Raw genomic sequence first — 23,629 nt, 5'->3', positions numbered from 1 at the left:
GGTCATGACCGCAAGGGAGCGCGTTGTCGTCGTCGGGGCTGGGGTGGCTGGGCTCACCACGGCCGTCGTTCTCGCCGAGGCCGGGGCTTCGGTGCACGTGATCGCCGAGCAGGTGCCGGGGGTCACGTCGCTGGCGGCCGGGGCGATGTGGGGGCCTTACCTGGTCGAGCCGAAGGACAAGGTCGACCAGTGGGGACAACGGTCCCTGGAGATCTTCCGGGAACTGGCCCAGGACCCGGCGACGGGCGTCCGGCTCACCAGTGGCATCGAGGCATCCCGCACGGCCGAAGCCGCGCCGGACTGGGCCACCACTTTGCCGGGTTTCCGACCGTGCGAGCGAGCCGAACTGCCGGCCGGATTCACGGCGGGCTACCGGGTCACCGTGCCACTGATCGACATGCCCACCTACCTCGACTACCTCCTGCGCCGGCTCCGCGATGCCGGGGGTGTGGTCGAGCGGCGACGGCTTACCTCGCTCTCGGACGCCGGTCCCGCTGCGGCGATCATCAACTGCGCGGGCCTTGGCGCACGCCACCTGGTCCCGGACCCTGACCTCCGGCCCATCCGCGGCCAGCACGTCGTCGTCACCAACCCCGGGCTGACCGAGTTCTTCTCCGAGGACACCGGCCTCTCCCCGGACCTCCTGTGCTTCTACCCCCATGGCGACACCGTCGTCCTGGGCGGTACAGCGATCGACGGCGAGGGCGATCTGGCCGCCGACGACAAGACGGCGGCCGGCATCCTCGCCCGCTGTGCTGAGGTCGAGCCCCGACTCGCGCAAGCCCGGGTTCTGGAACACCGGGTCGGCGCTCGGCCGACCCGCGCCACAGTCCGCGTGGAGAAAGAGGCACGGGAGGACGGCACCGTGGTCGTACACAACTACGGGCACGGAGGCGCCGGCGTCACGCTGTCGTGGGGGTGCGCCGAGGAGACTCGGATGTTGATCGCCGCCAAGTGATCGCCCCCAGACGTTCGTGGCAGAACGGCAGCCCGGGCGACGGGCCAGTCGGATCGGGTGCACAGCGCCACGAGCCGGAAGATGCCCGACACGGCGATATCGAACCAGCTCACCGTCCTTGACCTGCGGGATCGCCGGTTCTTCCGCGGCAACTCGGGCGGCCCGAAGAAGACGTTCGCCGAGCACACCCCGGATCTGACCTTCCGCCATGGCCAGTGCACCACTCTGTTACGCACCATCCGGGAGGCCATCGCGCTGGCCTCGGCGGCCAGCAGGCGTCCGCCTTGCTGATCTCTCCACGCGGCGATGTCCGTGGACGGGGAGATGACCGGCAATCTCTACCCTGCTTCGGAGTAACCAGCGAGTATCGTGGCACCGGCCTTGAGTACGGCGCACGACCTGCATGGTTATGGCAGCTCCTCTTCCAGCTCGTCGTCCCCTGCGTCGCCGTCACCCGGATCGTGGCTGCCGAAGTCGGGGTGGTCCCTGTCGGCGTGGTGGGCGAGGTGGAGCGGGGCGGAGCGAAGGGTGCGGTGGTCCGTAGCCACCGTCGTCACTCTCTCGAACGTGACCTGCGTCGACGCCGACACCGATGGAATGCGCACGCTCCTCGTCCCCGTGGGTGAGCGACTTCTTTCCGTCCTGCCGCATCGGCCACACCAAGCCCGACCGTCGGGCCTTCCAGGCCGTGACCGACCACTTCCACACGGACCCAAGTGGCCTGATCCACATCGGTGACGACTGGACGTGCGACATCGTGGGTGCCGTCGAAGCAGGGGCGCGCGCCATATGGATCTCGCGCGGAAGGCAGGTCCCCGACGAGTCCCTGCTCGTTTACCACGGTGTGCCTTCGCCGACGACTTGGCGGCAGCCGCCGCCCACGTCCAGGACCTCGCACCTCGGAGCGCCACATGAGCCTGTTCACCGGAACCGCCAGCTACTACCGCCAGTTCCGCCCCGGTATCCCCGAAGACGTCACCGTGGCCCTGGACCAGGCCGCCCCCACCCGGGCCGACGGTCCGCGACGCCTGCTCGACGTCGGCACCGGCACCGGGCTGGTCGCCGAGGCGCTGCTCGGCCGCTTCGACGACATCATCGCCATCGACAACGACGCCGACATGCTCGCCACGGCGGAGTCTGCGCTGCGTCCAAAGGTGTCCGAAGGCACGCGCCTGTCGCTCGTCGAGAGCACAGCCGAGGACTTCGTGCCGCCCGCCGGCTGGGAAGCCGACCTGGTCACGATCTGCCGCGCGTTCCACTGGCTCGACCAGGCAGCCGTCCTGTCGCGCCTGGACGATCAGGTCGCGCCCGACGGTGTCGTGGCCATCTTCGGCGACAGCAGCTTCTGGACCGCGACCAGCCCCTGGAAGGAGGCCGTCCGGGACGTCATCAAGTCGTTCCTCGGCGAGGAACGGCGGGCCGGCTCCGGCACCTTCCAGCACCACAACCGCCCCTACAGCGAGATCATGGAGGAGTCGCCCTTCGACCAGGTCGAGGAGGCACGGATTCCTGTCCACCGCACCTGGACCACCGAGAGCATCCTCGGCTACCTCTACTCCACCTCCTTCGCCGTACCCCACCTCTTCGGCGACCGGCTGCCGGAATTCGAGACCGCGGTCAAGGAGCGGCTCGCGGACTTCAGCGAGGACGACACCTTCCCGGAGGAAAACCAGTTCCTGATCCGCTTCGGGCGGCGGAGCAGGAGGTGACGACCGGGAGCACCAGGCGGGCGTTCGCCGCGCTCACCGCACCGCGTGTGGCGGCGGAGCTCGGCGAGCTGTCCGTCCTCTGCCTGCCGCTCGGGTCGGTCGAACAGCACGGTCCGCACCTGCCGCTGGGCACCGACACCGTCATCGCCGAGCGATTCGCGCACCGTCTGGCCGCGTACTTGGCGGGTCACCACGACCTGTGGGTCGGGCCGGCCATGCCCTACGGCCTCTCGCCCGAACACGCTGTCGCGCCGTGCTGCCGCAGACCTCGCCCGTCACCGCGCACACCTTCAACTACGCGCCCGTCGCGGTCGGCGTCGTCATCGCCTTCTGCGGCATCTGGTGGCTGGCCTCCGCCCGCAAGTGGTTCCTCAACCCGGCCCACCCGCGCAACTCCACGCTGGATCGGAAGGAGGTCGGCGGGAGGGCCGGCGTCCGCTGAGAGGAGCGGCCGGATACGGTGCTTGCCGCGAAACGGCTGAAGCGTGTCGGGCGAGCACCGAAAGCCCCAGGTCGTCGGCGCCCAGCCGCAGTGGGCAGCGGCCCACGCTGACCGAAAACCCCTCACTCCAGGTGATCGCATCTCGACCCGCTGTCAGTGGTGCGTGCTCTCATAGCCTGCGCGCGGATCGTCAACAGCCTGTGGATAGGGGGGAGTTACTCCATGGCGGTAGGGATGGAGGCGTGCGAGCGGGTCGCTGTGCCGATAAGGGCCCTTGCCCGGTCTGCTGAACGCAGCCTGTCGGTTGAGCCGGGGGCGGCCCGATGAGTGGCCGACGTCCGGCGCGGCGTCCTGCACGGCGGCGGCCGGCCCGCCGTTCGAAGAAGCAGGACGACCAGCTGGCCCTGTTGGGCGCGGGGGTCCTGGCGATCGGGTTGGTGATCACCGTTGTGCACTGGCTGCTGGTGCACTGGTGGATCCTTCTCATCGCTGCCGTGGCCGCCGCGGTGGCCGGTGGCCTCTGGCTGCAGCAGGCGCGGCAGCGGGCCGAGTGGGAGCGTGTGCGTGGTCGCGCGCTGCGGATGCGGATCGCGGAGCTGGACGCCTTGGACCACCGCGCGTTCGAGTTCACCGTACGGGACCTGATGCGGCGGGACGGCTGTCAGGCGGAGCAGCTCGGCGGTGCCGGCGACAACGCCTGCGACGTACGCGCCGTCGATCCCATGGGGCGCGTCTGGGTCATCCAGTGCAAGCACCGCCGGGACGGAGACCGGGGCTCCGCCGTCGGGGTCGGTGTCCTGCAGCAGGTCAACGGCACCGCACGGCAGGTCCACGGAGCGGACGTCGCGGTCGTGCTCACCAACGGCCGTTTCTCCTCCAAGGCCATCCCCTGGGGCGCGGAACACCGGATACACCTCGTGGACCGCCGTCTGCTGGGTGAATGGGCGGCCGGCTCCCGACCGCTGTGGGACCTGCTGGACCGCATTCCCCCGCCGCGCCGCCCCACCGCCCTGTCCTGACGCGGGGGCAGGGCGGTCAAAGCGACGGAGCCGCTGGCCGGGGCTCGTCCGCCCCGGCGGCTGCGAACGGGGCAGGTGACGCTGCTGTCCGCTTCGCGCGGCTGCCCCGATCCAGCCATTGACCAGGCACTCCGTCGCCAATCACCGGTGATCGAAACGTGGCGCTGTCGAGTTCCGGCTATGCAGGAAGGCGGGATGTCAGAGTGTTGTGCGCGGGAGGGCTGGCCAGGTGGATCTAAGTATCAACGTGGCGGTTCTGCTTGCTGTCATCATCATTGTGCGATTGCGCCGACGTACGCATGCCCGGAGCCGATTCGATGAGAAGCTGACCGTGGTCATCGTGCTGGTGTTCGGCGTGCTGATCGCACCCACCAGCTTCGGGCAAGGCGTCCTCCACGTCGTGGGCCAACTCGCCCACAGTCTCTCGCAGACCAGCAGCCCTTGAGCGAGTACTCGGCGTACGCGTTGAGAACCACTCAGGGTGCCCCGGCACGCTTGTAGCCAGCCCACAACCGGCCGCCGGCCTGCTCGAGCACCTCGTCCACGACGGCCACGAGGGGCTCGGTTCTCCCGACCAGTACCTCCTGTAGGCCGTGGTGGAGGCGTGTGCTGAGCCCTGGCGCGGCCGTCTCAAGGCGGCATGCCAGCCACTTGCCACCGCCACCCCACGAACCGCCGATGGCCAGCGCGAGCTCGCCTGTGCGTCGGACCAGTTCGGTCGCGATGAACAGACGCTCGCTCTGGTCGCTGCTTCCCGCGAGGTCGTCCAGGAGATCGGTGATCGCGTAGCGGCGGTCGTCGATCTCTTCCGCCGACACCGGGGGCGGTCCGGCGGCGGTCAGCTTCCGGGCCTGTGCGGCGAGGCGCGCTCCGAGTCCGTCAGTGTCGAAGAGCAGCAGCCCGTCGGCACACATCCACAGCAGCGGTGACCGGCGCTTGCGTAGTTCCCGTTCGACGTAGGCGTGCCACGTTGCCTCGGTGTGAACGAATATCTCCACCGGCCAGTCGGCGTACTGGAGGCTCGCCCGGTACGGCGCTGGGCTTCCGTGGAGCAGGACCACGATGTCGAGGTCCGACGTCGCCGTGCGGCGGCCTGTCACGACGCTGCCGCCCAGGAACGCGGCGCGCGCTTCGGGGTGCTGTTCCTCTACGACGGCGCGTGCGGCCTCGATCGCATCCATGCGGCAACTATCGGCACTGCCCCCACCGCGCGCACGCCGTTTTCCGCGGCTGGACCGCGAGGTCTCGTGCTCTACGTCTTTAGTTCGCCGGGGGCAGACAGCGAAGACCCATGAATGACTGGCCAACGCCGCAGCGGCATGTGAACCTGGACGACCTTCTCGCAAAAGCACCAGGTCAGAGAGGTGATTGCCCGTGACTGCGGCACCCCAGGGCCCCGGATTCTCCACCACCGTCGAGGCCCTGCGGCTGCGTGAGTGGCTGCTCGGCCCGGGTCAGGCCACGCTCGTGATAGATCAGTTCTCCGCAGACGATTTCCACCTGGTCGTGGACGACCGCGCGGACGTGCACGTCAATTCAAAGGACGGGCGCTTCTACCTTGGCTGGTTCCCGCTCGGGCGGCCTGGTACCGACGGCGAGGGGTGGAAGATCGCCGTCACCGGTACGGCCAAGGTGCGTGGCTACCAGATGTCCTTCGACACCGAGACGCCGGCGGATGTGGTCGCCGCCGCGGTCGCTCGCGTGCTGGAGACCTCCCGGAGGGCATGACACTCAGAGGCTCGAGTCGGAGCCCTTGGGGGAGCCCGTCGTCTGCCCGGTTAGGGCGAGACGGGGCAGCCCGGCCATCTGCCACCCGGCGCCGCCGCAAGGCCGGCCCGGCACCTCCACCCAGCTGCACGCACCGCTGGCGGCATCAAGCCCCCAACCCCCCAACCCCTTGGAGGCGCACCTGCATCCCGACTTCCCCACCGATCCACCCGCTCCGGCCTGCGTCCCGTCCGCGTACTGGGTCGGTCCCCGGCACCTGGCCGGTGACGACGGACGCCTGTACGACTCCGTTGCTGACGTGCTCGTCGGCCTGGGTTGGACGAGCCTGACGCTCGTGCGCGGGCGCAAGGAGCCGGACGAGGCGCCGGAGGACCGTCAGGTCCTGCGCAGCACTGTCCTGCACATCAGTCCGGATTGCCTGCGGTGGGCGCAGTGGGTCCTGCCGGACGAGCCGTTCCATCTGGGGAATCTGCCGATCGCGTGGCAGGTGTCCGCTCGTACGGATCGGAGCAGCCCGCTCGCCCAGTGGTCGGCCTACTTCACTCCCGGTGTCCCGGGAGAGGTTCTCGCCGACTTCGTTGCCGCGGTCGATGTCCGCGGTCAGCCCGTCCTGCCGTGTGGTGGTCCCGAGCTGGTCCTCGACGCGGTTTCGGCGCATGGTTGGCTGCGCGACGTCGACCAGCCCGGCGCGGGGGCGACGGATCCGACGTTCGCCTCACACATCCGCCTCGGTGAGGTGCCGCCCCTCATCCAGGATGGCGGTCCACTGGCGCTGGTGGCTGAGGCGGACGATGCGGCTCTGGCCGGGTGGCAGGCGTGGGCCGAGCCGGTGCTCGGCGCGGGCTACCTGTGGGGGGCTTCATTCGGCGCCAGCGTGCCGCACGACCTCGTCGCCGCTTTCGCCGGCTCCCTCAGTTCCAGCGCGCCAGTGCTGCGCCGGGTGCTGCCGGAGAGCACACGCGATCGGCTCCTGCGCGCTCCGGCCATCTGAGGGCCGTCCAACGCATTGAAGCCGGGCCTTCCCAACAGGGAGGCCCGGCTTCGTGCTGGTGTGCCTTGTTCGGCGTCTGGGGGGGGCGTCACGGTTCGCGATTGCGGGGAGGGTCCGTCGCTGCGCCCCGTGTTTCGCTGACTTTCGCTGCTCAGCGCCGACGGCTGGGGTCGTTCACGCTGCCCTGCGTCGGCAGCGCGCGGGACGCCGAGGACCCTTGGCGCCGCCTGCTTCCCGCGGGCGTGTCGTGGGGGCGCTCGGGCAGGGCGGGCAGGTGGGCGCTGCGCCGCAAGCGCCAAACGAGGACGTCGCTTATGGAGGTCGCGGTGTCGAGCTCGCGCCGTCGTGCGGCTTCGGTCAGCAGGGCGGCCGGGTCATGGCCGGCTCTGCGAGCGTCGTCGAGTGTGGCGGCCAGGGCAGGCCAGCCAGGTTCGGCCTGGACCCGTTCGGCAAGCTCCGGCAGCACCTGGTGGAGAAGGTCGGCTTGCCGTTGCCGAACACGCTGGGCCATACGGCGGCCTCGCTGCCCGAGGGCCGCCATGGGCTCACCTGCGGCGGCCTGGTAAGCGGCGCGCAGGTGTTCGGCGGCTTGTCGGGCGGCGGCGGCCTGCTGGCTGTGGTGCTTCTTCGCGTGCCAGTTCGCCGCGGCGGTGGCGAGGAAGAAGGCCATGTCGATGAGCATGGCGGTGGTGGCACCGTCTTCGCCGCGGCCGAGGGCCGGTCCGCTGTGGACGAGATCGCGGGCGGCCTGGCGCAGGGCGCGGTCGTTCCCGCGTACGGCCTTCACATGGGAGCGGCTGGCACGCTCGAACACGAAGGCCGCCTCGCGGAGCTCAGCGCGGGTGTGGGCGGCGGAGGTCTTGGCGAGCGCGTCGAGAATCTCCCCCGCCGCGGCGATCTGGGCCGCTGCTGCCCCTTCGTCACCGTGATCAATGACCAGGAGGGCCTGCCAGGTGGCGGCGGTGGCCCGGCGCCGCGCGAACGCGGGACCTGTCACATCCGGCAGGACCGGCTGCTCCGGCCCGGAGCCGTCCGCCGAAACGGCCTCCGCGGGAAGCGTCCACCGTTCGCGGATGCGGGGCAGGGACAGATCGGGTGCGAGAGTGGAGCCCGCATAGAACACCGGCTCCTTCTCACCATTGCGGTCGTCGGGCAGCGCGACCTTGTAGCCGAGCAGGTCGCCCGAGGGCGCGACGCGCTTGCGGATCAGAAGACCGGCGGCGGCCAGCCGGTCGAAGAACTCCTCCTCGCTCGTCGCGCCGGCCACCGCACGCCGTACGGTCTCCCGCAGCTCCTCGCGCGCCGGGCGCTGCCGCCCCTCGCGTTCGGCCTTGTGCCGCTCCGCACTGGTGGCCCGCTTGGCGGCGGTGCCGTCCCCAGGCGCGACCTAGTGCAGGCCGAGTTCCTTTTCGATCAGCCGGCACTCGGCCTGGGCGCGTTTGCCGGAGCGGTGGTGGTTGGGCCGGCGCCCGTCCTCGCGGACCAGGGTGGCGATGATGTGGATGTGATCGTCGGCGTGCCGGACTGCTGCCCAGCGGCAGCCAGCCCCGTCGCCAGGGTCGATGCCGCTGGCGGCAACCACGCGACGGGCGATGTCACCCCACTGCTCGTCGGACAAGATCGGATCGCCGGGGGCGGCACGCACCGAGCAGTGCCAGACGTGCTTGTCGGGACGCTGGTCCGCGCCGAGGAGGGACAGGGGCTGGTCGAGGAGGTGCTGGAGGTCCTTCTTCATGACCGCAGGGTCGCGGCCGGGGTCGGGGGCCATGCCGTCGAAGGAAGCGACCAGGTGCGGGTCGATGTGCTCCTCGTGGGTGCCCTTGCCGTACAGGTAGTGCAGGAGCCCGAGCGTGTTACTGCCCTGCTGGTGGATACGAGGGATCAAGCCGCCTCGCCCTCCTGCCCGTTGGCGACCCTGTCGGCTGCCCGCTGGACGGCCCGCGCGGCACGCTGCAGGTCGGCGAGGGCAGCGGCGAAGTGCGGTGCGTCGACACCGGAGTTGAGCGCCTTGACGGCCTGGTTGACGTTGCTGCCCGCCCAGCCGAGCTGACGACGCACACCGAACAGGGCAGTCAGGACGTCCCGCTCGGTGGCGATGGCCGCTGCGGTCCGGGACTGGTCGCGGGCAGCGGCCAGGGCGGAGTGGGCCAGGAACCCGGCCACGCTCATGCCGACGTGGTCGGCGCCGGCCTGGATGATGGCGAGCTCGTGCTCGTTGAGGCGGACGCTGTGAGCGGGGCGCTGCCTCTTGTCACGCGGACGCGACTTCCCCTTCCTGGCCGCGCCCTTCGGGCGGCCCTTGCCTGGCTGCGATCCGCCCTCGGTCGCAGCCTTCCCGTCCGGCGCCCCCTGGCGCCGGACGGGCCCCGCCACCTCCAGGGCGGGGCCGGGTTCGGGCGCTCCCCCTGCGGGGGAGTGTCCGGACCTCCAACTTGCTCCCGATGGGGCAGGGGTGATCGGCAGAAGGTCTTCGCGGTTGGCGGGGGTGTGGTGGTGCGGGGTGTGCATGGGACCTTTCGGATGGGGGTGTGGTCGGGAGTGTGGGTGCTGTGAGGATCAGTGCGACGGAGCGCTGGCTGCGGCTTTGAGCTGGGTCTTGAACTCGCGGACGACTCGTCCGACGCCGTCACTGGAGACGGTGTAGCCGGCGGCGCGCAGAGCGTTCTCCACCCGGTCGCGTCCGACGCTGCCGGTCTCCTTGTAGATGCGGCGGGTGTGCTTGAGGATGACCTCGTCGGAGGCGCGGGCTTTGCCGTCGTCGTGTTTTTTCCGGGCAGCCTGTTTCCGCTCGCGCCTGCCCGACACGCTGCCCGAGCTGTTGCCCGTGAGCGGTCGGCTGTTTTCGATCTCTGCCCGTGCGGGTAGCCCGTGCGCCGGTCGGGCAGGCTGCGGACGGACAGCTGGAGGCACCTCGTCGTCACCCGAATCTGATGGATGCGGGCGGGCAGTGTCCTCTGCCCGCGGCAGCGGTTCCGGGCGGGCGGGGCGCGGGCGGCTGTGCCCGGATTCACGGGCTGTGTACGAGGCGGGGACCGCCCAGCGCGGCGGCAGCGTGATGGAGGCGAGGTCGAGGGCCTGCTTGCGGGTGGCGAGCTTGCGCAGCAGCAGCTCGTCCTGGAGCGGATCGCCGTCGACGTCGGCCCGCTCCAGGGCCTGGTGCAGGCGTTCTGTCAGGCGTCGTTGCCGTCGCTTCCTGGACTTGTTGCCGCTCGTCGCCTCGGCGCGCAGGATCAGGGCGACGGCCTCGCTCAGCGCGCGGTCGCGGATGAGTCGGGCGGCGTCGGCGTCCTGGTCGGCGATGCCGAGGCGGGCGAGCAGGCGCTCGCGGGCCTGGCGAACGAGGACGGCGGACAGGCTGCGTGAGGCGGCGTCAGGGGTGCGGTGGCGCAGCTCGATGCCCATGGCCAGGTGCCACAGCATCGCGGCCATGACCGGGCCGACGAAGGCTCGCACGGTGCCGCCGACCAGCCCGGACTCGGCGTAGGCGGGCAGGATCTGCACCGCGGTGATGATCCAGGTGAGGGTGCCGGGCAGGCCGGGTGCCTGTTTCGGGCCGTTGAGGTTCTGCCGGGCCATCAGGGCGGTGGCGAACAGGGCCAGCTCGGCGGCGGCGAACATCGCGACGCGCTCGGCGGTGCTGCCCATGTCGAGGTAGTCGGCGGCGAACCGCCAGCTGGTGTCCGCGCTGTAGGCGGTGCAGCCGAGCGCGGCCATGGCCGCGACGGGCACCGCGACGGTGCCGCGCCAGCGTTTGGTGCCGGGCGGCCGACGGCGCTGCTGGCGGATCAGCCATCCGGTGAGCAGGCCGAGCAGCACGAGCGAGACGAGGAGCGCCAGGGCCGGCACCGGGGAGGTGGCCCAGTCCGGGAGGAGCGGCGTGCCGCTGTTTCGGGTGGCCAGGGAAGCGAGGGTCAGAGGCGGCAGGAGGGGTCTCCAAGGTGTAGAGGAACCGGGAGGGCCGGTGATCACGGCGGAGCGGTGAGCGGCCTGCGTGAGGGGCCAGCGCAGGCCAGGCAGGTGTGAGCGCGGGCCGCGCGGCGAGGCAGGCGGGGGCGGCCGGTCAGGCGCCGGGCGCTGTGCGGCGTCGTCGGTCGGGGCCGTCGAGGATGACGCGCTCGGTCATCTCGGCGAGGCGGGAGGCGACGCGGTCACCGAGGGCGCCGCGTAGCTGCTCCATCGGGAGATTGGTGGTGATGAGGGTCGGGAGCATGTGCTCGTACCGGTGGTTGATGAGCCGGTAGGTCAGCTCCTCAGTCCACTCGCTCGTCTTGGCCGCACCGAGGTCGTCCAGGACAAGTAGCGGGCACCGCGCCAGTGTCTGCAGGTCACGTTCGGCGTCCTGGCCGGCGCGGGGGCGCAGGCGCGCGTGGAGGTCGGCGGTGGTGGTCGCTTCCCAGCGCAGGCGGACTCCCTGGGCGAGCAGGGTGCGGATGGCGCCGTACGCCTGGTACGTCTTGCCCGTGCCCGTGGGGCCGGCGATCAGCAGCGACGGACCTTCGGCGATGCCCGGCCCACCGGGGCCGGGGCGTCCGGCGCGGGCGATCTCGTCGGCCCAGACGGTGACCTTCGGGTGGTCGGCCAGGGCTCGGCGGTAGCGGGCGGGGATCCTGGCGTCGGCGAGTTCCAGCGCGGTGACGGGCTCGACGTGCCCTTCCTCGACGGCGGCGGTGGCGAGGTCGATGCCGCGACCGGCAAGGATGCCGTTGAGCCGGTCGGCGAGCGGGCCGACCCGATGGGGCTCGCGGGTGAGGGTGGCGGTCAGAGGTCACCTCCGTAGGCGGCTTCGACATCGGCGGGGTTTGTCCACGCCCTGTGGACAACCGGCGCGGTGGGGGCCGCGTTCATGGCTTCGTGCACGAGGCTCGGCAGCATGCTGGGGTGCAGGCCCTTGGCGCGGTGCAGGGCGAGCCCCGCCCGGACGTGAGCGGGCGCGATGCCCTCCTCCAGCAGCTTGCGTGCCTCCCGGCCGAGATGGCCCAGGACGTTCCCGGGCGGACGGTGTGCGCAAGCGGCGGCGTACTCGGCGATGAGCTGGTTGGCCGAGACGGTGCCGGGTGCGGGGGCGCTCGCGCCCCCCGAAGGGGTATCTCCTAGATCCATGATCCTAGGTCCTAGATCCGGACCGTGAGGCGTCACCGCTCCCTCACTGAATCCTCCCTGCCGTCTCACGGAGGACTCCGTGAAATCGCTCTGACCTGCGGTTTCCTCATTTGGGGCGGGATTCACCGCAGGGTTGTGTACTTGCCCGGAGCCCCCACGGAGGGCTCCGTGAGACAGCGGTGCGGGCTCCGTGATGCCAGCCCCCGCAGCCGGCGCGCCAACGCCCGGCTCGGTGCGAGCCGGCGTGTCGTGGTGCGGGCAGGCGGGAAGGCGGCTCCCGCTGGGGCGGTTGATCTTCTGATGCTGCCGCCAGGTGACGATGTGCAGGTAGCGCTTGTCGTCCGGGCCCTTGTAGCGGCATATCAGCCCGGCGTCGGCGAGCTGGGCGAGATCCTTCTCGACGTCGGCGGGTGTGTGTTCGGGCCGCAGGACCCACAGCTGCCCAGCGATGATCGCGGCGTGGTCGCGGTGGCGGCCCTGGTCGTCAGCCTGGGTGAGCAGACCGAAGAAGGTGCGCTCGGCGGTCAGGGAGACGGCGGCCAGGGACTCGGAGACGAAGGCTTCGGGCTTGATGGTGCGGATTCGTGCCAAGAGGGGCGGTCCTCACTCGGTGACCGGTGGGCTCGGTGCCCACGGTTCACCGTCGGTCGGGGGCGGGACGGGCGTGAAGGGCGGGGATGTCCGGCCGTTGGCGCGGGAGCGTTGATGGCCGCTCGCGCTTTCCGGGCGTCGTCAACATAGCCACACCCAGGTCGCACGAGTCCAGCCCTTACCGGCGCAATCTCTCACGGCAGAAATGCCGCTGGAAAACGAGTCGGCGAGGGCGGTGCGAAAACGGTAGGGCACGATCGCCGGTTGACCAAATAGTTGCCCCGCGTCCCGAGCCAGAAGGATCACATCGGCAAGCCGTTGACGTCCCGTGAGCGACGAAGCTACAACACAACACCCCACGTCAGAGACGGTCTCTGGTGTCGGGACCGGTTCGGGGACCCGGCCTCGCGCCAGTACCCCGACCGCCTCGCTCACCGATTGAGCGTGGCGCAACATAGCCGACGATCCCCGGTTAACCAAACCGGTGAATGCACGCTACAACTGGAGCCATGGCAGCACGATCTCTGGAAATAGGGCCCGCAGGAATGCTGGCGGCTCGCACCATCGAAATCCTCCGCACGGAACGCGGCCTTGGGCAGCGCCAACTCGCCGCGCGATGCACCGCTTTGGGTCGCCCTATGTCCAACACGATGCTGTCCCGCATCGAACTCGCCAAGCGGCGATGCGATATCGACGACCTCGTCGCCATCGCCGAAGCCCTGCAGGTATCACCCGCCGCCCTCCTCCAGGGCCCGGGCGCCGCCTGAGCCGCTCACACATCCGTCCCCGCCCTCGCGACCAGGAGCCGCCCCCTTGCACCGATCCACGCCCGCGCCCGTTCCCCACAGGCCGTCCGACGCCCCTCCGCCCCGCCTCTACCGTCCCGAGGAGATCGCCGACACCCTCGGCTGCTCGGCCTGGTGGGTCAAGGACCGAGCGCGACGGCGCCTGATACCCCACACCCGGGTCGGCCGTGCCTACCGCTTCACCGCCGAGCACCTTGGGGAGATCATCCGCCTCTATGAGGAGCGGCCGGCCCAGCCTACGCAGGCAGCTGCAGGGGCTACCGAGCCGTACTTCACGCGCGGTACGCAGACCGGCTCCCCGCAACCTCACCGCCCTGTCGTTGCCCCGACGACCCGCCTACGGGCCCGCCCGCCGCGCCGGCAGCAGCAGTACAGCACTGTCGCGTGACCCGATCGCATCTGCCGTAGACGAGGACAATTAGGAGGGGGACAGCGGGACGTGGGTTTCGCGGAGAAGCGCGGAAACTACTGGCGCGGCCGGTACAAGGTTGCGCCCGGCAAGCACAACACGGTCGTCGACGACAACGGCAAGGCGATCAGGTTCGCCACCAAGGGCGAGGCCCAACGGGCAGCGGCCGAGGCCGAGAACAAGTACCGGCGCGGCGACTGGCGCGACCCGGCCCTCGGCCAGGAGACCTTCGGCGAGTACGCGAACCGCTGGTACGAGGCCCAGGACCTGGCCGCCTCCACCATGCAGAACTACAAACGCCACATCGAGGAGCACCTCCTCCCCGAGTTCGAGGACAAGGCGCTCGCCGGCATCCTGCGCACGGACGTCGACCTGTGGGAGAAGAAGGAGAAGGCCCTCTACGCGGCCTCCAGCGTCAAGACCTGGCGCTCGACGCTCCACCTGATCTTCGAGGACGCGATCGACGAGGGCCTGATCACGTCCAACCCAGCAGCCCGTCGGCGCGGACGCGGCAAACGCGCTGGCCGCTCCCGAGACCGTGGCCCCGAGAAGGTGGTCACCGACGCGCTCGGCATCCTGCTGACCGCCGAGCGCGCCGCCCTGCTCTCCGGCCGCGACGACGAGTTCGTCGCCGTGGTCCTCAAGGGGTACACCGGCATGCGCTGGGGCGAGATCGTCGGCCTGGAGACCGCGTTCGTCCGCCCTGGAGCCGTCCGTGTCGAGTGGCAGCTGTACGAACTCGACACGGGCGAGCTGGTGCGCTGCCCGCCCAAGGACGACAGCTACCGCACCATCGACTCGATGGACTGGCTGTCCGCGCTGGTCGCCAACCACATCGCCCGCACGAAACCCGTGCCGTGCCCCTGCCACGGAAAGACCTACGTCTTCCGAGGGCAGGGCGCGGCGCGAACCGGGGGTTACCAGGGCGCGAAGCTCGTCGACGTCGCCCGTCGAGCCGGCGTTTCGACCGGCACGGTGTCCAACGTCCTCAACCACCCCGACCGCGTCACCGAGGCCACGCGAGCGAAGGTCGAGCAGGCCATCACGGACCTCCGCTTCGTCCGGGGCGGCGTCGTACCGGAGCATGCCGCCCACTGGCGCAGGAACGGTTTCGCAACCTGGCTGTTCACGCCGGCGGTCTCCGGCTGGTACCCGAAGAAGGCACCCCAGGAGCCACGGCCGGTTCCCCTACTCGGCGAGCCGTGGCCCGGCGTCCCGGCCCGGGGGCGCGGTGCCAGCGATCGGGCCGACGCCTGCTGGCTCCCGATAGCCAAGGGACTCACGCCCCACGGCCTTCGCCACACCCACCGGACGATGATGGAGGACCTGGGAACCGAGAAGGTACTCATGGACGAACGCATGGGCCACATCGACGGCTCGGTCTCGGCACGCTACGCCCACGTCACCCCAGGCATGCGCAAGCGCCTCATGCTGGGGCTGACCGAGCAGTGGGAGGCGGCACTCGACGCGCGTTTGGCCATGAGCGCCACGTCACCAGTGCGCGTACTGAATGACCTCCTGCGGACACGCGGGGTGTCACGTGTGCCCGCCAAGTCGTAGCAAACAGAGTGCTGTGCCCTCCGGCGACCACTGCCGGAGGCACAGCACTATCCCTGTTGCCTGCGCGGGGCTGCGTCAACACGGCGCGGTCGGCCACTCCAGCAATTACGACGATTGCCCAGTAGCGAGGCCAACGGACCTGGCTCAATAGGGACATGGAGATTGGCGAGCACTGGGCCTACCGCGCGAGGCCGAAGGAGCTGGGCAGCCCTGTCAGGCGAGTGGAGATCGTTCGGGTGGGCGGCCGTGGCAGGTCTGGCTGGGTCCATGTCCGGTTCCTGCAAGGGGATGACGCCGGCCTGCAGGAATGGGTCAGTCCCGGCTGCCTCGTAGCACCGTGGTCAGACGTCGACGCGTTCCGCGCGGATGACGAGGAAGAGTTCAGACTGACCGAGGCGTCACGCCACGTACGGGGCAGCACGGACTTCGAGGCCGCGCGCCTGATCCTCGGGTTCGTCCGGCCGAAGAACAGGCTGCGCCTCCGCCGAGGGGTGGCGGACGCGGGAGTTCTGGAACTCGGCCGACTCGACGAGACGGCGCCGCTCATCGGCATGGACGCCACCGCGCTCCGCAGTGACCCTATGGTGCACGAGAACCGTGCCAGCATGTGCCTGGCCGGCTGGTCGGTCACCGAGCGCGTCGCCCGTCAGGTGGCGGGTCGGCTCGCCGACGAGATCCTCCCGGAGGTGGACCGCAAGCAGCAGGACATCGACCAGGAGCGCGCACAGCCCTCCTGGTACTCCTACCGTCGCCGGGACGACCGCAAGTTGGACGCGGAGGCGGCCGTCCTGCGGACCGTCCGGGCGTGGTGCGGCGAGGACAAGGCCGACCGGTACGACGAGCTGGTCGCACTGCGCGCCGAGGCGATCAGGCTCGGCCAGCTGGTGGAGAAGGCGGTCAAGGCCCTACGTGACCGTGGGCACGGCGTCATCGCCTCCACCATTGAGCGCGACCTTGGCGTCCATATCGCCAGCCTTGATCCTGACGTGCGTCGATAGAGCCGCGCCACGGCTCCGGGGCCGGCTTCGGCGTCTCGGGCCGTGCCGCAGGCTGCTGCCTTTCCGGCCGGTGCGGGTGCCAGCCGCCGAGAAAGGGCCGTAGCTGATCTTCGGTCGGCTCCGCGTGGAAGTCGAGAGCGGCCAGGCCCTTGCCCTTCATGGTGGGGTCCAGCCGGTCGGCCTCCGCCTTCCCCCAAGCCGACCACTCCCGCAGCCTCTCGGCCTCGACGGCGTTGTCCGACGTTGCGGCGGCTTCGTCCAGAGCGACGCAGAACGCTCGGATCTCTCCGGCCACCCTCCACTGCTCAAGCGCTGTGCCGAAGTGCTCAGCCCGTACGGCGTGCACCGCCTTGATCGACGCGGCACTGATGGCCGACTCCCACTCTCGCCGCTCGCGCTCCTCCCGCTCCGCTTCCAGACGCCGACGCTCCGCCTCCTGCCGCTCCCGCTTCTCGCGCAGGCGCCGCTGTTCGGCCTCCCGTTCCAGCCGAGCCCGCTCCTGCTCCTCCGCGCGCGCCTTCAGTGCCCAGAAGACCGAACCGACCTGCTCCTCCAACGGCTTCTTGGCGGTGTCGGCCCACTCCTTCTTCCAGCCGTAGCTGTGGCCGTAGCCGTAGCCCGAGTGCTGGCTGATCAGCAGTTCCAGCTCGCCCGACGGCTCGAACCTGTGCGCCGGCGTCACCCGCTGCCAGTCGTACGTACGCCGGCCCGGCTGCTTGGGCACGTACCGGACCTGCTTCTGCCGTTCGCGGAAACTGACCTCGTACGTCCTGCCGTGGACGGTAAGCAGGGGCCTCGGCTGCTTGCGCTTCTTGGACACCGTGATCTCGCCGTGGCGGGCGAGTGCCTGCTCCGCGAGGAGCCGGAGCAGCGAGAGGACTCGGGGCAGGACCTCCTCCGAGATCTCGAAGGCACTGTGGTCCGCAGTGACAGCGGCGATCACGTCCTCGACATCGCTGATCACCCGGCTGCGCGCCAGCCGGATCCGGTTCCACTCGGTGTCGTCCTCCCCGGACACCCTGAGCAGACCGAGGAAGAAGTCCCCCTTCGCCCGGCCGCTGTACTTCAGGTGGTACCCCTCGGGCGCACACTGCCGGGCTGCGTCGAAGGCCCTGCGATAGCGGGCTCGCTCCTGGTCGCTGGGGTTCGGGATCCGGAGGAACCGCCCAGCCTGCTGTACCTCGGCGATCAAGGCTGCTCCGATTTCCGCCGACGACGCCTGTGGGGGCTTGGCGGCGCGTTGCGGCGCCGGCTTCGTCGTGGACGGAGCTGTGTCTTGCTTCTGCGGAGGAGGGGCCGGCCGTGTCCGCTGTCCGGGACCCACCGACCGCTGCTTGCGCGGCGTCGGTTCCGGCCGGTCCGGGTGATGGCCGTGTTCCAGGTAGAAGCGCCCCGCGTCAGTGATCTCCGCCTGCCACTTCCCATCCTGCTTGGGCATGGTGATCAGACGCCGCTCCTTGAGCGCGCGGGCGGTGAGGGCGAACTCTGGGCTGTCCGACGTGACGGGGTCGGATCCGTCCCCGATGCGGGTGAGGAGTGCGAGCTGCCGGTCATTTAACGGAGACCATCGGTGCATGTCGATCGTCGTACCGCCTGTGATCGGCCTAGCACAAGCCGTAGGGATGACCCTTTCCCAGCGTGAGCGGCACAGAGCACGCTCGAAGACGGACGACCGCTCGCTGGGAGCCGCCGGGGAGCCGGTTCTGGAAGTTGGCTCCCAAACGGCTCCCAAAACGGGGCGACAAAGCAAATCAGGCCCGGTGCTGATCTCTCAGTACCGGGCCTGACCTGGTGTTTCTCTGTCGGGGTGGCGGGATTTGAACCCACGACCTCTTCGTCCCGAATGAGGTTCGGTCAGCCCCGCCGCCTGGCCATGTTAGCAACGGCGCAGATCAGCGGCTTGGTTTCGGCGGGGCTGCGTCGGTCTGGGGAGGCGGCTGGGAGAAGATCGTCTCCCAGGATTCTCCCAGGGCGGCTGCCTGCGCGTCGCTCCGCCGTGCCGCGTACGGCTTTGCAGTCGCGTCGCCTGCCGAGGGGACTGCGTCAGGTCAGTGGTCCCGGCCCTTCTCCTTCCACACCGTCACGACCGAGGGTCGCGGGATGCTGCCCGGGCCGTCGGGCCAGTGCGAGGCCGGGTTCTCGGTGGTGGCGCCGTCGAGTTCGCCGGGGTGCTGGGCGGCGATGAGGATGCGGTCCTCGGTGATGATGGGGCCGCAGGTCTCGGCGCCGACCGGGACGGTGAGGAACTGCTTGACGTGGCCGCGCTCGGAGCCCTTGAGGGGGACGGCGAAGAGGCCGTCGTTGGAGCCGAGGGCGTTGCCGTCGGTGGCGAGCCAGAGGTTGCCGTGCTCGTCGAAGGCGATGTTGTCGGGGCAGGAGATCGGGCTGACCCGGCTCTTGTCGTAGCCGGCGAAGTAGGTGGAGGGGTCGGCGGGGTCGCCGCAGACGAGGACGAGGCGCCAGCCGAAGGTGAGGGAGGCGGCGTCGGAGCGGCGCTCCTCCAGTTCGAGGATGTGGCCGTGCTTGTTGCCCTTGCGCGGGTTGGCCTCGTCGGGGCCGGCCTTGCCGGTGGCGCCGCGGTCCTTGTTGTTGGTGAGGGCGACGTAGACGCGGCCGGTGACCGGGTGGGGCTCGACGTCCTCGGGGCGGTCCATCTTGGTGGCGCCGACCTTGTCGGCGGCGAGGCGGGTGAAGACGTACACCTCCTCGGCGGTCATGCCGGGTACGTGCGACGTCGTGCCGCTGGCGAGCGGGATCCACTCGCCGCCGCCGTCGAAGGAGCCGTCCTCGGGGAGCTTCCCGGTGCCGTCGATCTCGGCGGCGGGGCTGTCGCCGGTGAACCGGGCGACGTAGAGGGTGCCCTCGTCGAGCAGGCGCATGTTGTGGGCGCGCGCGGAGGGGCTGTTTCCCTTCCGGTAGGCGTGCTTGGAGACGTACTTGTACATGTAGTCGAAGCGCTCGTCGTCGCCCATGTAGAGGGCCACGCGGCCGTCGCGGGTCAGGCGGGGCTCGGCGGCCTCGTGCTTGAAGCGGCCGAGCGCGGTGCGCTTGCGCGGGACGGAGTGCGGGTCGGACGGGTCGATCTCGACGATCCAGCCGTGGCGGTTGGGCTCGTTGGGGTCCTTGGCGATGTCGAAGCGGTCGTCGAACCGCTCCCACTTGCGGGGGCTCGCGCCCTTCGGGAGGCCGTAGCGGGCGAGGCGCTGCTGGGCGACCGGGTCGGTGACGGCGGCGGCGTTGGCGAAGTACTGGTTGAAGTTCTCCTCGCCGGACAGGACGGTGCCCCAGGGGGTGATGCCGCCGCCGCAGTTGTTGAGGGTGCCGAGCACGAACGTGCCGGTCGGGTCGGCGACGGTCCTGAGGAGCTCGCCGCCGGCGGCGGGGCCGGTGAGGCGGAAGGGGGTGGTGGCCGTGATCCGGCGGTTGAGGACGTCGCCCACCGGCCACAGCCGTCCGGAGCGCCGGTCGGCGCGGACGACGAGGACGGTCAGGCCGTGGGCGGCCCAGGCGGTCTCGACCTGCTCGCGGGTCGGGTTCGCCGGGTCGTAGCCGTAGAACATGATCTCTTCGTCGGTGTACTCGTGGTTGACCACGAGCAGGTGGTGGCCGCGGCCGCGGGGCGCGTCCAGGAGGGCCATGTAGTCGCAGTTGTAACCGAACTGCATGGCCTGGGCGCGGGCGGACTGCCGACGGGCGTCGAAGCGCGGCGCGCCGGGGAGGACCGGGTCGCCCCAGCGGATGACGACCTGCTGGGCGTAGCCCTCGGGGACGGTCACGGCGTCGGCGGTGTTCGGGGCGACCGGCGTGAAGTCGAGGCCGCGCGGCGGGCGGCCGTGGCCCCCGTGCCGGGCGGAGTCTGCGGCGGCCGGGGCCGCGGCGGCCGAGGCGGTGGTGAATCCTGCGGCGCCGGTGGCCATGGCCAGGACGGTCGCGCCCTTGAGCATGCCGCGGCGGGACATCGCCCGCGCGACGACGTCGCCGAAGTAGGTGTTCAGCGTGCGGTTGGGGGCCTCGTGGGAGCAGGCGTTGCCGCACCGGTACCGGCAGGTCAGCGCCGACCGGGCGGTGTTGTGGCTGGGCAGCAGCGGCAGCTCGGTGCGCCGGCTGTCACGGTCGCCGGGTACGGGCTGGTCGGGCACGGTTCCTCCACACGCAAGGGGAGACGGACGGTCCTGCCGCCGAGGACATAGGCGGCCATCGATGGAGGACGCTAGGCGGCGGACACCCGTGGCGCGTGGCCTGAAGGGTGAACTCCGCCCGAACACTGGACGGAAACCGTCGCGGACGACCCCTCCTAGCATCATGATCTGTCTATATAGATGAACGGCTATCGTTCATCGCGGAGGGGTTCCCCGTACATCGGGTGTTCACATAGACGGCCTTCGATCTGGTTGTCCGAACGGGGCGCGCCGCGCACCGGATCCAGAACGCCGGGGCATCCGGCAGACACGAGGGTCGAGAGTCGTGAACATTTCCACTTCGCTGCGCCGGGCCAAGGCTCCCCTGGCGCTGACGGCTGCCGTGATGCTGGCCGCGAGTGCGTGCGGTGGCGGCGACGCGGGTTCGAAGGGCGACGGGGGCGAGGGCGGCAACAAGGAGCTGTCCGGCAAGGTCCTGATCGACGGCTCCAGCACGGTCGCCCCGCTGTCCAGCGCGGCCTCGGAGCTGTACGCGGAGAAGCAGTCCAAGGTCCAGGTCACCGTCGCCACCTCCGGCACCGGCGGCGGCTTCAAGAAGTTCTGCGTCGGCGAGACCGACATCTCCGACGCCTCCCGTCCGATCAAGGACGAGGAGATCAAGACCTGCGAGCAGAACGGCATCAAGTACGAGCAGTTCGCCGTCGCCAACGACGCGCTGAGCGTCGTCGTCCACAAGGACAACACCTGGGCGAAGTGCCTCACCGTCGAGCAGCTGAAGAAGATGTGGGAGCCCGGCTCCAAGGTAAACAACTGGAACCAGATCGACCCCTCCTTCCCCGACGAGCCGCTGAAGCTGTTCGGTCCGGGCACCGACTCCGGCACCTTCGACTACTTCACCGACGAGATCAACGGCGAGGAGGGCGCGTCCCGCACCGACTACAGCGGCAGCGAGGACGACAACGTCATCGTCACCGGCGTCTCCGGCACCAAGGGCGGCCTCGGCTACTTCGGCTTCTCGTACTACGAGGAGAACAAGGACAAGCTCAAGGTCGTCGACATCGACGGCGGCAAGGGCTGTGTCACCCCGAGCGTCGCCGCCACCCAGGACGGCACCTACGCCCCGCTCGGCCGACAGCTGTTCATCTACCCCTCGGACGCCGGCCTGAAGAAGCCGCAGGTCCTGGACTTCGTCGAGTTCTACGTCGAGAACCACAAGAAGATCGCTGAGGACGCCCAGTTCATCCCGCTCAACGCCCAGCAGGAGAAGGACCTCCAGGCCGCCCTCGACAAGCTCAAGGCAGCCGCGAAGTGACGAGCTCCACCACCTCGTCCGCCGCAGGGACCGGTACGCGGTCCCTGCGGCGGGCCCGCCCGCGCTACGGCGAGGCCGTGGTCAAGGCGCTGCTCCTGACGGCGGCGCTGGTCTCGGTCGCCACCACCGTCGGGATCGTCGTCTCGTTGGTCCCGCCCGCGGTGGGCTTCTTCCAGCAGGTCAGCCCGGTGGAGTTCTTCACCGGCACCGAGTGGACCCCGCTCTTCGCCGACAAGAAGTTCGGCGTGCTGCCGCTGGTCGCCGCCACCCTCGTCATCACCGGCATCGCGCTGCTCGTGGCCGTCCCCGTCGGCCTGGGCGCCGCGATCTACCTGAGCGAGTACGCCAACCCCCGCGTCCGCAAGGTCCTCAAGCCCAGCCTGGAAGTGCTCGCCGGCATCCCCACCGTCGTCTACGGCTTCTTCGCCATGGCGTTCATCACCCCGCTCCTCCAGGACCTCCTGCCCGAGGGCTGGCAGCCGGAGGTCCGCAACGGCCTCTCCGCCGGCCTTGTCATGGGCGTGATGATCGTGCCGACGATCGCTTCCCTCACCGAGGACGCCCTGTCCGCCGTGCCGCACTCGCTGCGCGACGGCGCCTTCGCCCTCGGCTCCGGCAAGCGCACGGTGTCCATCCGCGTCGTGGTCCCCGCCGCGCTGTCCGGCATCGTCGCCGCCTGCGTCCTCGGCGTGTCCCGCGCGGTCGGCGAGACCATGATCGTGCTCATCGCGGCCGGCTCGAAGCCCGACTTCACCATCAACCCCCTGGTGGAGATGGAGACCATGACGGCGTTCATCGCCCGCGCCGCCTCGGGCGACGTGCCGGTGGGCTCGATCGCGTACGACACGATCTTCGCGGTCGGCGCGCTGCTGTTCGTCGCCACCTTCCTCATGAACCTGTTCAGCATCCGTCTGGTGCGCAAGTACCGGGAGGTGTACGAGTGACCACCACCCCCACCCAGGCACCGGCACCCGCGGCCCGGAAGCCCGAGCGCGGCCTGCTCGCCGGACCCCGGTTCCGGCCCGGCGAGACCCTGTTCCGCTGGCTGCTCCTGGCCTGCCTCGCCATCGGCGTCGTCTTCCTGGTGTCCCTGCTGACGTACGTCCTCGCCGAGGCGTGGCCCCGCATGGACGCGCGACTGTGGGAGAACTTCCCCTCCGTCCGCCGCCCCGAGAACGCCGGCGCCCAGTCCGCCATCTTCGGCACGCTCTGGGTGATCTCCTTCACCGCCCTGTTCTGCCTGCCCACCGGCATCATGGCGGCGATCTACCTGGAGGAGTACGCCGACCCCGACCGCTGGTACAACCGGATGATCGAGCTGAACATCCAGAACCTGGCCGCTGTCCCCTCGATCATCTACGGCATCCTCGGACTCGGCCTGCTGGCCCGCCAGTTCGCCCTCGGCACGACGGTCCTGACCGCCGCCCTCACCCTGTCGCTGCTCGTCCTGCCGGTCGTCGTCATCGCCTCGCGCGAGGCGATCCGGGCCGTACCGCGGTCCATCCGCCAAGCCTCCCTGGCGCTCGGCGCGACCCAGTGGCAGACCATCAGCCGCCAGGTCCTGCCCGCCGCCGTGCCCGGCATCGCGACCGGCTCGATCCTCGCCCTCTCGCGGGCGATCGGCGAGGCGGCACCCGTCATCATGCTGGGCGCGGTCACCTTCGTGATGTTCAACCCTGAGGGACTGCAGAGCTCCTATACCGTGCTGCCGGTCCAGATCTACAACTGGATCAGCCAGTCCCGCGAGGAGTTCCACCACCTCGCCGCCGCCGCGATCATCCTGCTTCTGGCGCTCCTCCTGCTGATGAACGCCGCCGCCATCTGGCTCCGCAACCGCTACTCCCGCCGCTGGTGACTCCCATGACCT

Annotated in this window: 22 protein-coding genes and 3 pseudogenes; 16 read left to right on the top strand and 9 right to left on the bottom strand. The window is 70.2% G+C overall.

The window, feature by feature from the left end; all coding sequences use genetic code 11:
• Positions 1-4: 4 nt before the first annotated feature.
• Together QK442_RS24365 and QK442_RS24360 are read left to right on the top strand one after the other, a co-directional pair.
• Complete coding sequence (locus QK442_RS24365; protein WP_282696170.1) at positions 5-958, top strand: FAD-dependent oxidoreductase; 954 nt, start codon at positions 5-7, stop codon at positions 956-958.
• 81 nt (positions 959-1,039) lie between these two features.
• Positions 1,040-1,249: a hypothetical protein gene (locus QK442_RS24360; protein WP_282696169.1), complete on the top strand. Its 210-nt coding sequence runs from the start codon at positions 1,040-1,042 to the stop codon at positions 1,247-1,249.
• Between the two features lie 116 nt (positions 1,250-1,365).
• Here the strand turns inward: QK442_RS24360 and QK442_RS24355 are convergent, their stop codons facing one another.
• A complete protein-coding gene (locus tag QK442_RS24355) occupies positions 1,366-1,506 on the bottom strand; it encodes a hypothetical protein (protein WP_282696168.1) in 141 nt (46 codons plus the stop codon).
• Between the two features lie 363 nt (positions 1,507-1,869).
• Here QK442_RS24355 and QK442_RS24350 point away from each other — a divergent pair, with 363 nt between their 5' ends.
• The 5 genes and pseudogenes from QK442_RS24350 to QK442_RS24330 all read left to right on the top strand — a co-directional run bounded on the left by QK442_RS24350 (position 1,870) and on the right by QK442_RS24330 (position 4,573).
• Entirely contained in the window at positions 1,870-2,667 is a 798-nt protein-coding gene (locus tag QK442_RS24350; protein WP_282696167.1) for a class I SAM-dependent methyltransferase, read from the top strand.
• A pseudogene (locus QK442_RS24345) lies at positions 2,664-2,864 on the top strand (creatininase family protein); the annotation flags it as partial. The gene QK442_RS24350 and the pseudogene QK442_RS24345, both read left to right, overlap by 4 nt.
• 56 nt (positions 2,865-2,920) lie before the next feature.
• Positions 2,921-3,109, top strand: a pseudogene (locus tag QK442_RS24340) (amino acid permease); the annotation flags it as partial.
• Positions 3,110-3,432: 323 nt separating this feature from the next.
• Positions 3,433-4,128 (top strand): restriction endonuclease, encoded by a 696-nt coding sequence (locus QK442_RS24335; RefSeq protein ID WP_282696166.1) that lies wholly within the window; start codon positions 3,433-3,435, stop codon positions 4,126-4,128.
• A gap of 229 nt (positions 4,129-4,357) precedes the next feature.
• A complete protein-coding gene (locus tag QK442_RS24330; RefSeq protein WP_282696165.1) occupies positions 4,358-4,573 on the top strand; it encodes a hypothetical protein in 216 nt (71 codons plus the stop codon).
• Between the two features lie 31 nt (positions 4,574-4,604).
• On the opposite strand, the gene QK442_RS24325 is transcribed toward QK442_RS24330, so the two are convergent.
• The gene (locus QK442_RS24325) at positions 4,605-5,309 is read right to left on the bottom strand and encodes a nucleotidyltransferase domain-containing protein (protein ID WP_282696164.1); all 705 of its coding nucleotides are present in this window, start codon (positions 5,307-5,309) and stop codon (positions 4,605-4,607) included.
• A 193-nt stretch (positions 5,310-5,502) separates the two neighbouring features.
• On the opposite strand from QK442_RS24325, the gene QK442_RS24320 reads away from it, so the two are divergent.
• Both QK442_RS24320 and QK442_RS24315 read left to right on the top strand, forming a co-directional pair.
• A complete protein-coding gene (locus QK442_RS24320; protein ID WP_282696163.1) occupies positions 5,503-5,856 on the top strand; it encodes a DUF317 domain-containing protein in 354 nt (117 codons plus the stop codon).
• 169 nt (positions 5,857-6,025) lie between these two features.
• A complete protein-coding gene (locus QK442_RS24315) occupies positions 6,026-6,847 on the top strand; it encodes a DUF317 domain-containing protein (RefSeq protein ID WP_282696162.1) in 822 nt (273 codons plus the stop codon).
• Positions 6,848-7,103: 256 nt separating this feature from the next.
• On the opposite strand, the pseudogene QK442_RS24310 reads toward QK442_RS24315, so the two are convergent.
• The 5 genes and pseudogenes from QK442_RS24310 to QK442_RS24290 all read right to left on the bottom strand — a co-directional run.
• Positions 7,104-8,732 (bottom strand): annotated as a pseudogene (locus tag QK442_RS24310) (relaxase/mobilization nuclease domain-containing protein); the annotation flags it as partial.
• Entirely contained in the window at positions 8,729-9,220 is a 492-nt protein-coding gene (locus tag QK442_RS24305) for a mobilization protein (RefSeq protein ID WP_282696161.1), read from the bottom strand. The pseudogene QK442_RS24310 and the gene QK442_RS24305, both read right to left, overlap by 4 nt.
• Before the next feature lie 183 nt (positions 9,221-9,403).
• Positions 9,404-10,693 (bottom strand): hypothetical protein, encoded by a 1,290-nt coding sequence (locus QK442_RS24300; RefSeq protein ID WP_282696191.1) that lies wholly within the window; start codon positions 10,691-10,693, stop codon positions 9,404-9,406.
• 214 nt (positions 10,694-10,907) lie between these two features.
• Complete coding sequence (locus QK442_RS24295) at positions 10,908-11,609, bottom strand: ATP-binding protein (RefSeq protein ID WP_282696190.1); 702 nt, start codon at positions 11,607-11,609, stop codon at positions 10,908-10,910.
• Positions 11,606-12,538 (bottom strand): hypothetical protein, encoded by a 933-nt coding sequence (locus QK442_RS24290; protein ID WP_282696160.1) that lies wholly within the window; start codon positions 12,536-12,538, stop codon positions 11,606-11,608. The genes QK442_RS24295 and QK442_RS24290 overlap by 4 nt, the downstream gene beginning before the upstream one ends.
• A gap of 509 nt (positions 12,539-13,047) precedes the next feature.
• On the opposite strand from QK442_RS24290, the gene QK442_RS24285 reads away from it, so the two are divergent.
• The 4 genes from QK442_RS24285 to QK442_RS24270 all read left to right on the top strand — a co-directional run bounded on the left by QK442_RS24285 (position 13,048) and on the right by QK442_RS24270 (position 16,311).
• Complete coding sequence (locus QK442_RS24285) at positions 13,048-13,305, top strand: helix-turn-helix transcriptional regulator (RefSeq protein WP_282696159.1); 258 nt, start codon at positions 13,048-13,050, stop codon at positions 13,303-13,305.
• A gap of 46 nt (positions 13,306-13,351) precedes the next feature.
• Positions 13,352-13,732, top strand: a complete 381-nt coding sequence (locus QK442_RS24280) for a helix-turn-helix domain-containing protein (RefSeq protein ID WP_282696158.1) — start codon at positions 13,352-13,354, stop codon at positions 13,730-13,732.
• A gap of 51 nt (positions 13,733-13,783) precedes the next feature.
• Entirely contained in the window at positions 13,784-15,313 is a 1,530-nt protein-coding gene (locus QK442_RS24275) for a LacI family DNA-binding transcriptional regulator (protein WP_282696157.1), read from the top strand.
• Positions 15,314-15,468: 155 nt separating this feature from the next.
• Positions 15,469-16,311, top strand: coding sequence for a PE-PGRS family protein (locus tag QK442_RS24270; RefSeq protein WP_282696156.1), 843 nt, complete (start codon positions 15,469-15,471; stop codon positions 16,309-16,311).
• On the opposite strand, the gene QK442_RS24265 is transcribed toward QK442_RS24270, so the two are convergent.
• Positions 16,241-17,887, bottom strand: coding sequence for a PE-PGRS family protein (locus QK442_RS24265; protein WP_282696155.1), 1,647 nt, complete (start codon positions 17,885-17,887; stop codon positions 16,241-16,243). The two genes, QK442_RS24270 and QK442_RS24265, sit on opposite strands and share 71 nt — an antisense overlap.
• Positions 17,888-18,359: 472 nt before the next feature.
• On the bottom strand, positions 18,360-20,450 hold the full coding sequence (locus QK442_RS24260; RefSeq protein ID WP_282696154.1) for a PhoX family phosphatase: 2,091 nt from the start codon (positions 20,448-20,450) through the stop codon (positions 18,360-18,362).
• A 325-nt stretch (positions 20,451-20,775) separates the two neighbouring features.
• Between QK442_RS24260 and QK442_RS24255 the strand changes: the two genes are divergently transcribed.
• Genes QK442_RS24255 through pstA form a run of 3 tightly spaced genes read left to right on the top strand, consistent with a single transcriptional unit; the run spans position 20,776 to position 23,617 of the window.
• Positions 20,776-21,762, top strand: coding sequence for a PstS family phosphate ABC transporter substrate-binding protein (locus QK442_RS24255; RefSeq protein ID WP_079169107.1), 987 nt, complete (start codon positions 20,776-20,778; stop codon positions 21,760-21,762).
• The gene (gene pstC, locus QK442_RS24250; protein ID WP_282696153.1) at positions 21,759-22,706 is read left to right on the top strand and encodes a phosphate ABC transporter permease subunit PstC; all 948 of its coding nucleotides are present in this window, start codon (positions 21,759-21,761) and stop codon (positions 22,704-22,706) included. The genes QK442_RS24255 and pstC overlap by 4 nt, the downstream gene beginning before the upstream one ends.
• Positions 22,703-23,617 carry a phosphate ABC transporter permease PstA gene (gene pstA / locus QK442_RS24245; protein WP_282696152.1) on the top strand — a complete coding sequence of 305 codons (915 nt, stop codon included), beginning with the start codon at positions 22,703-22,705 and terminating at the stop codon, positions 23,615-23,617. The genes pstC and pstA overlap by 4 nt, the downstream gene beginning before the upstream one ends.
• The last annotated feature ends 12 nt before the right edge of the window (positions 23,618-23,629 follow it).

Source organism: Streptomyces sp. CC208A, from assembly GCF_030010625.1.
GTDB lineage: Bacteria > Actinomycetota > Actinomycetes > Streptomycetales > Streptomycetaceae > Streptomyces.
This window is presented reverse-complemented; position numbering and strand designations above follow the sequence as displayed.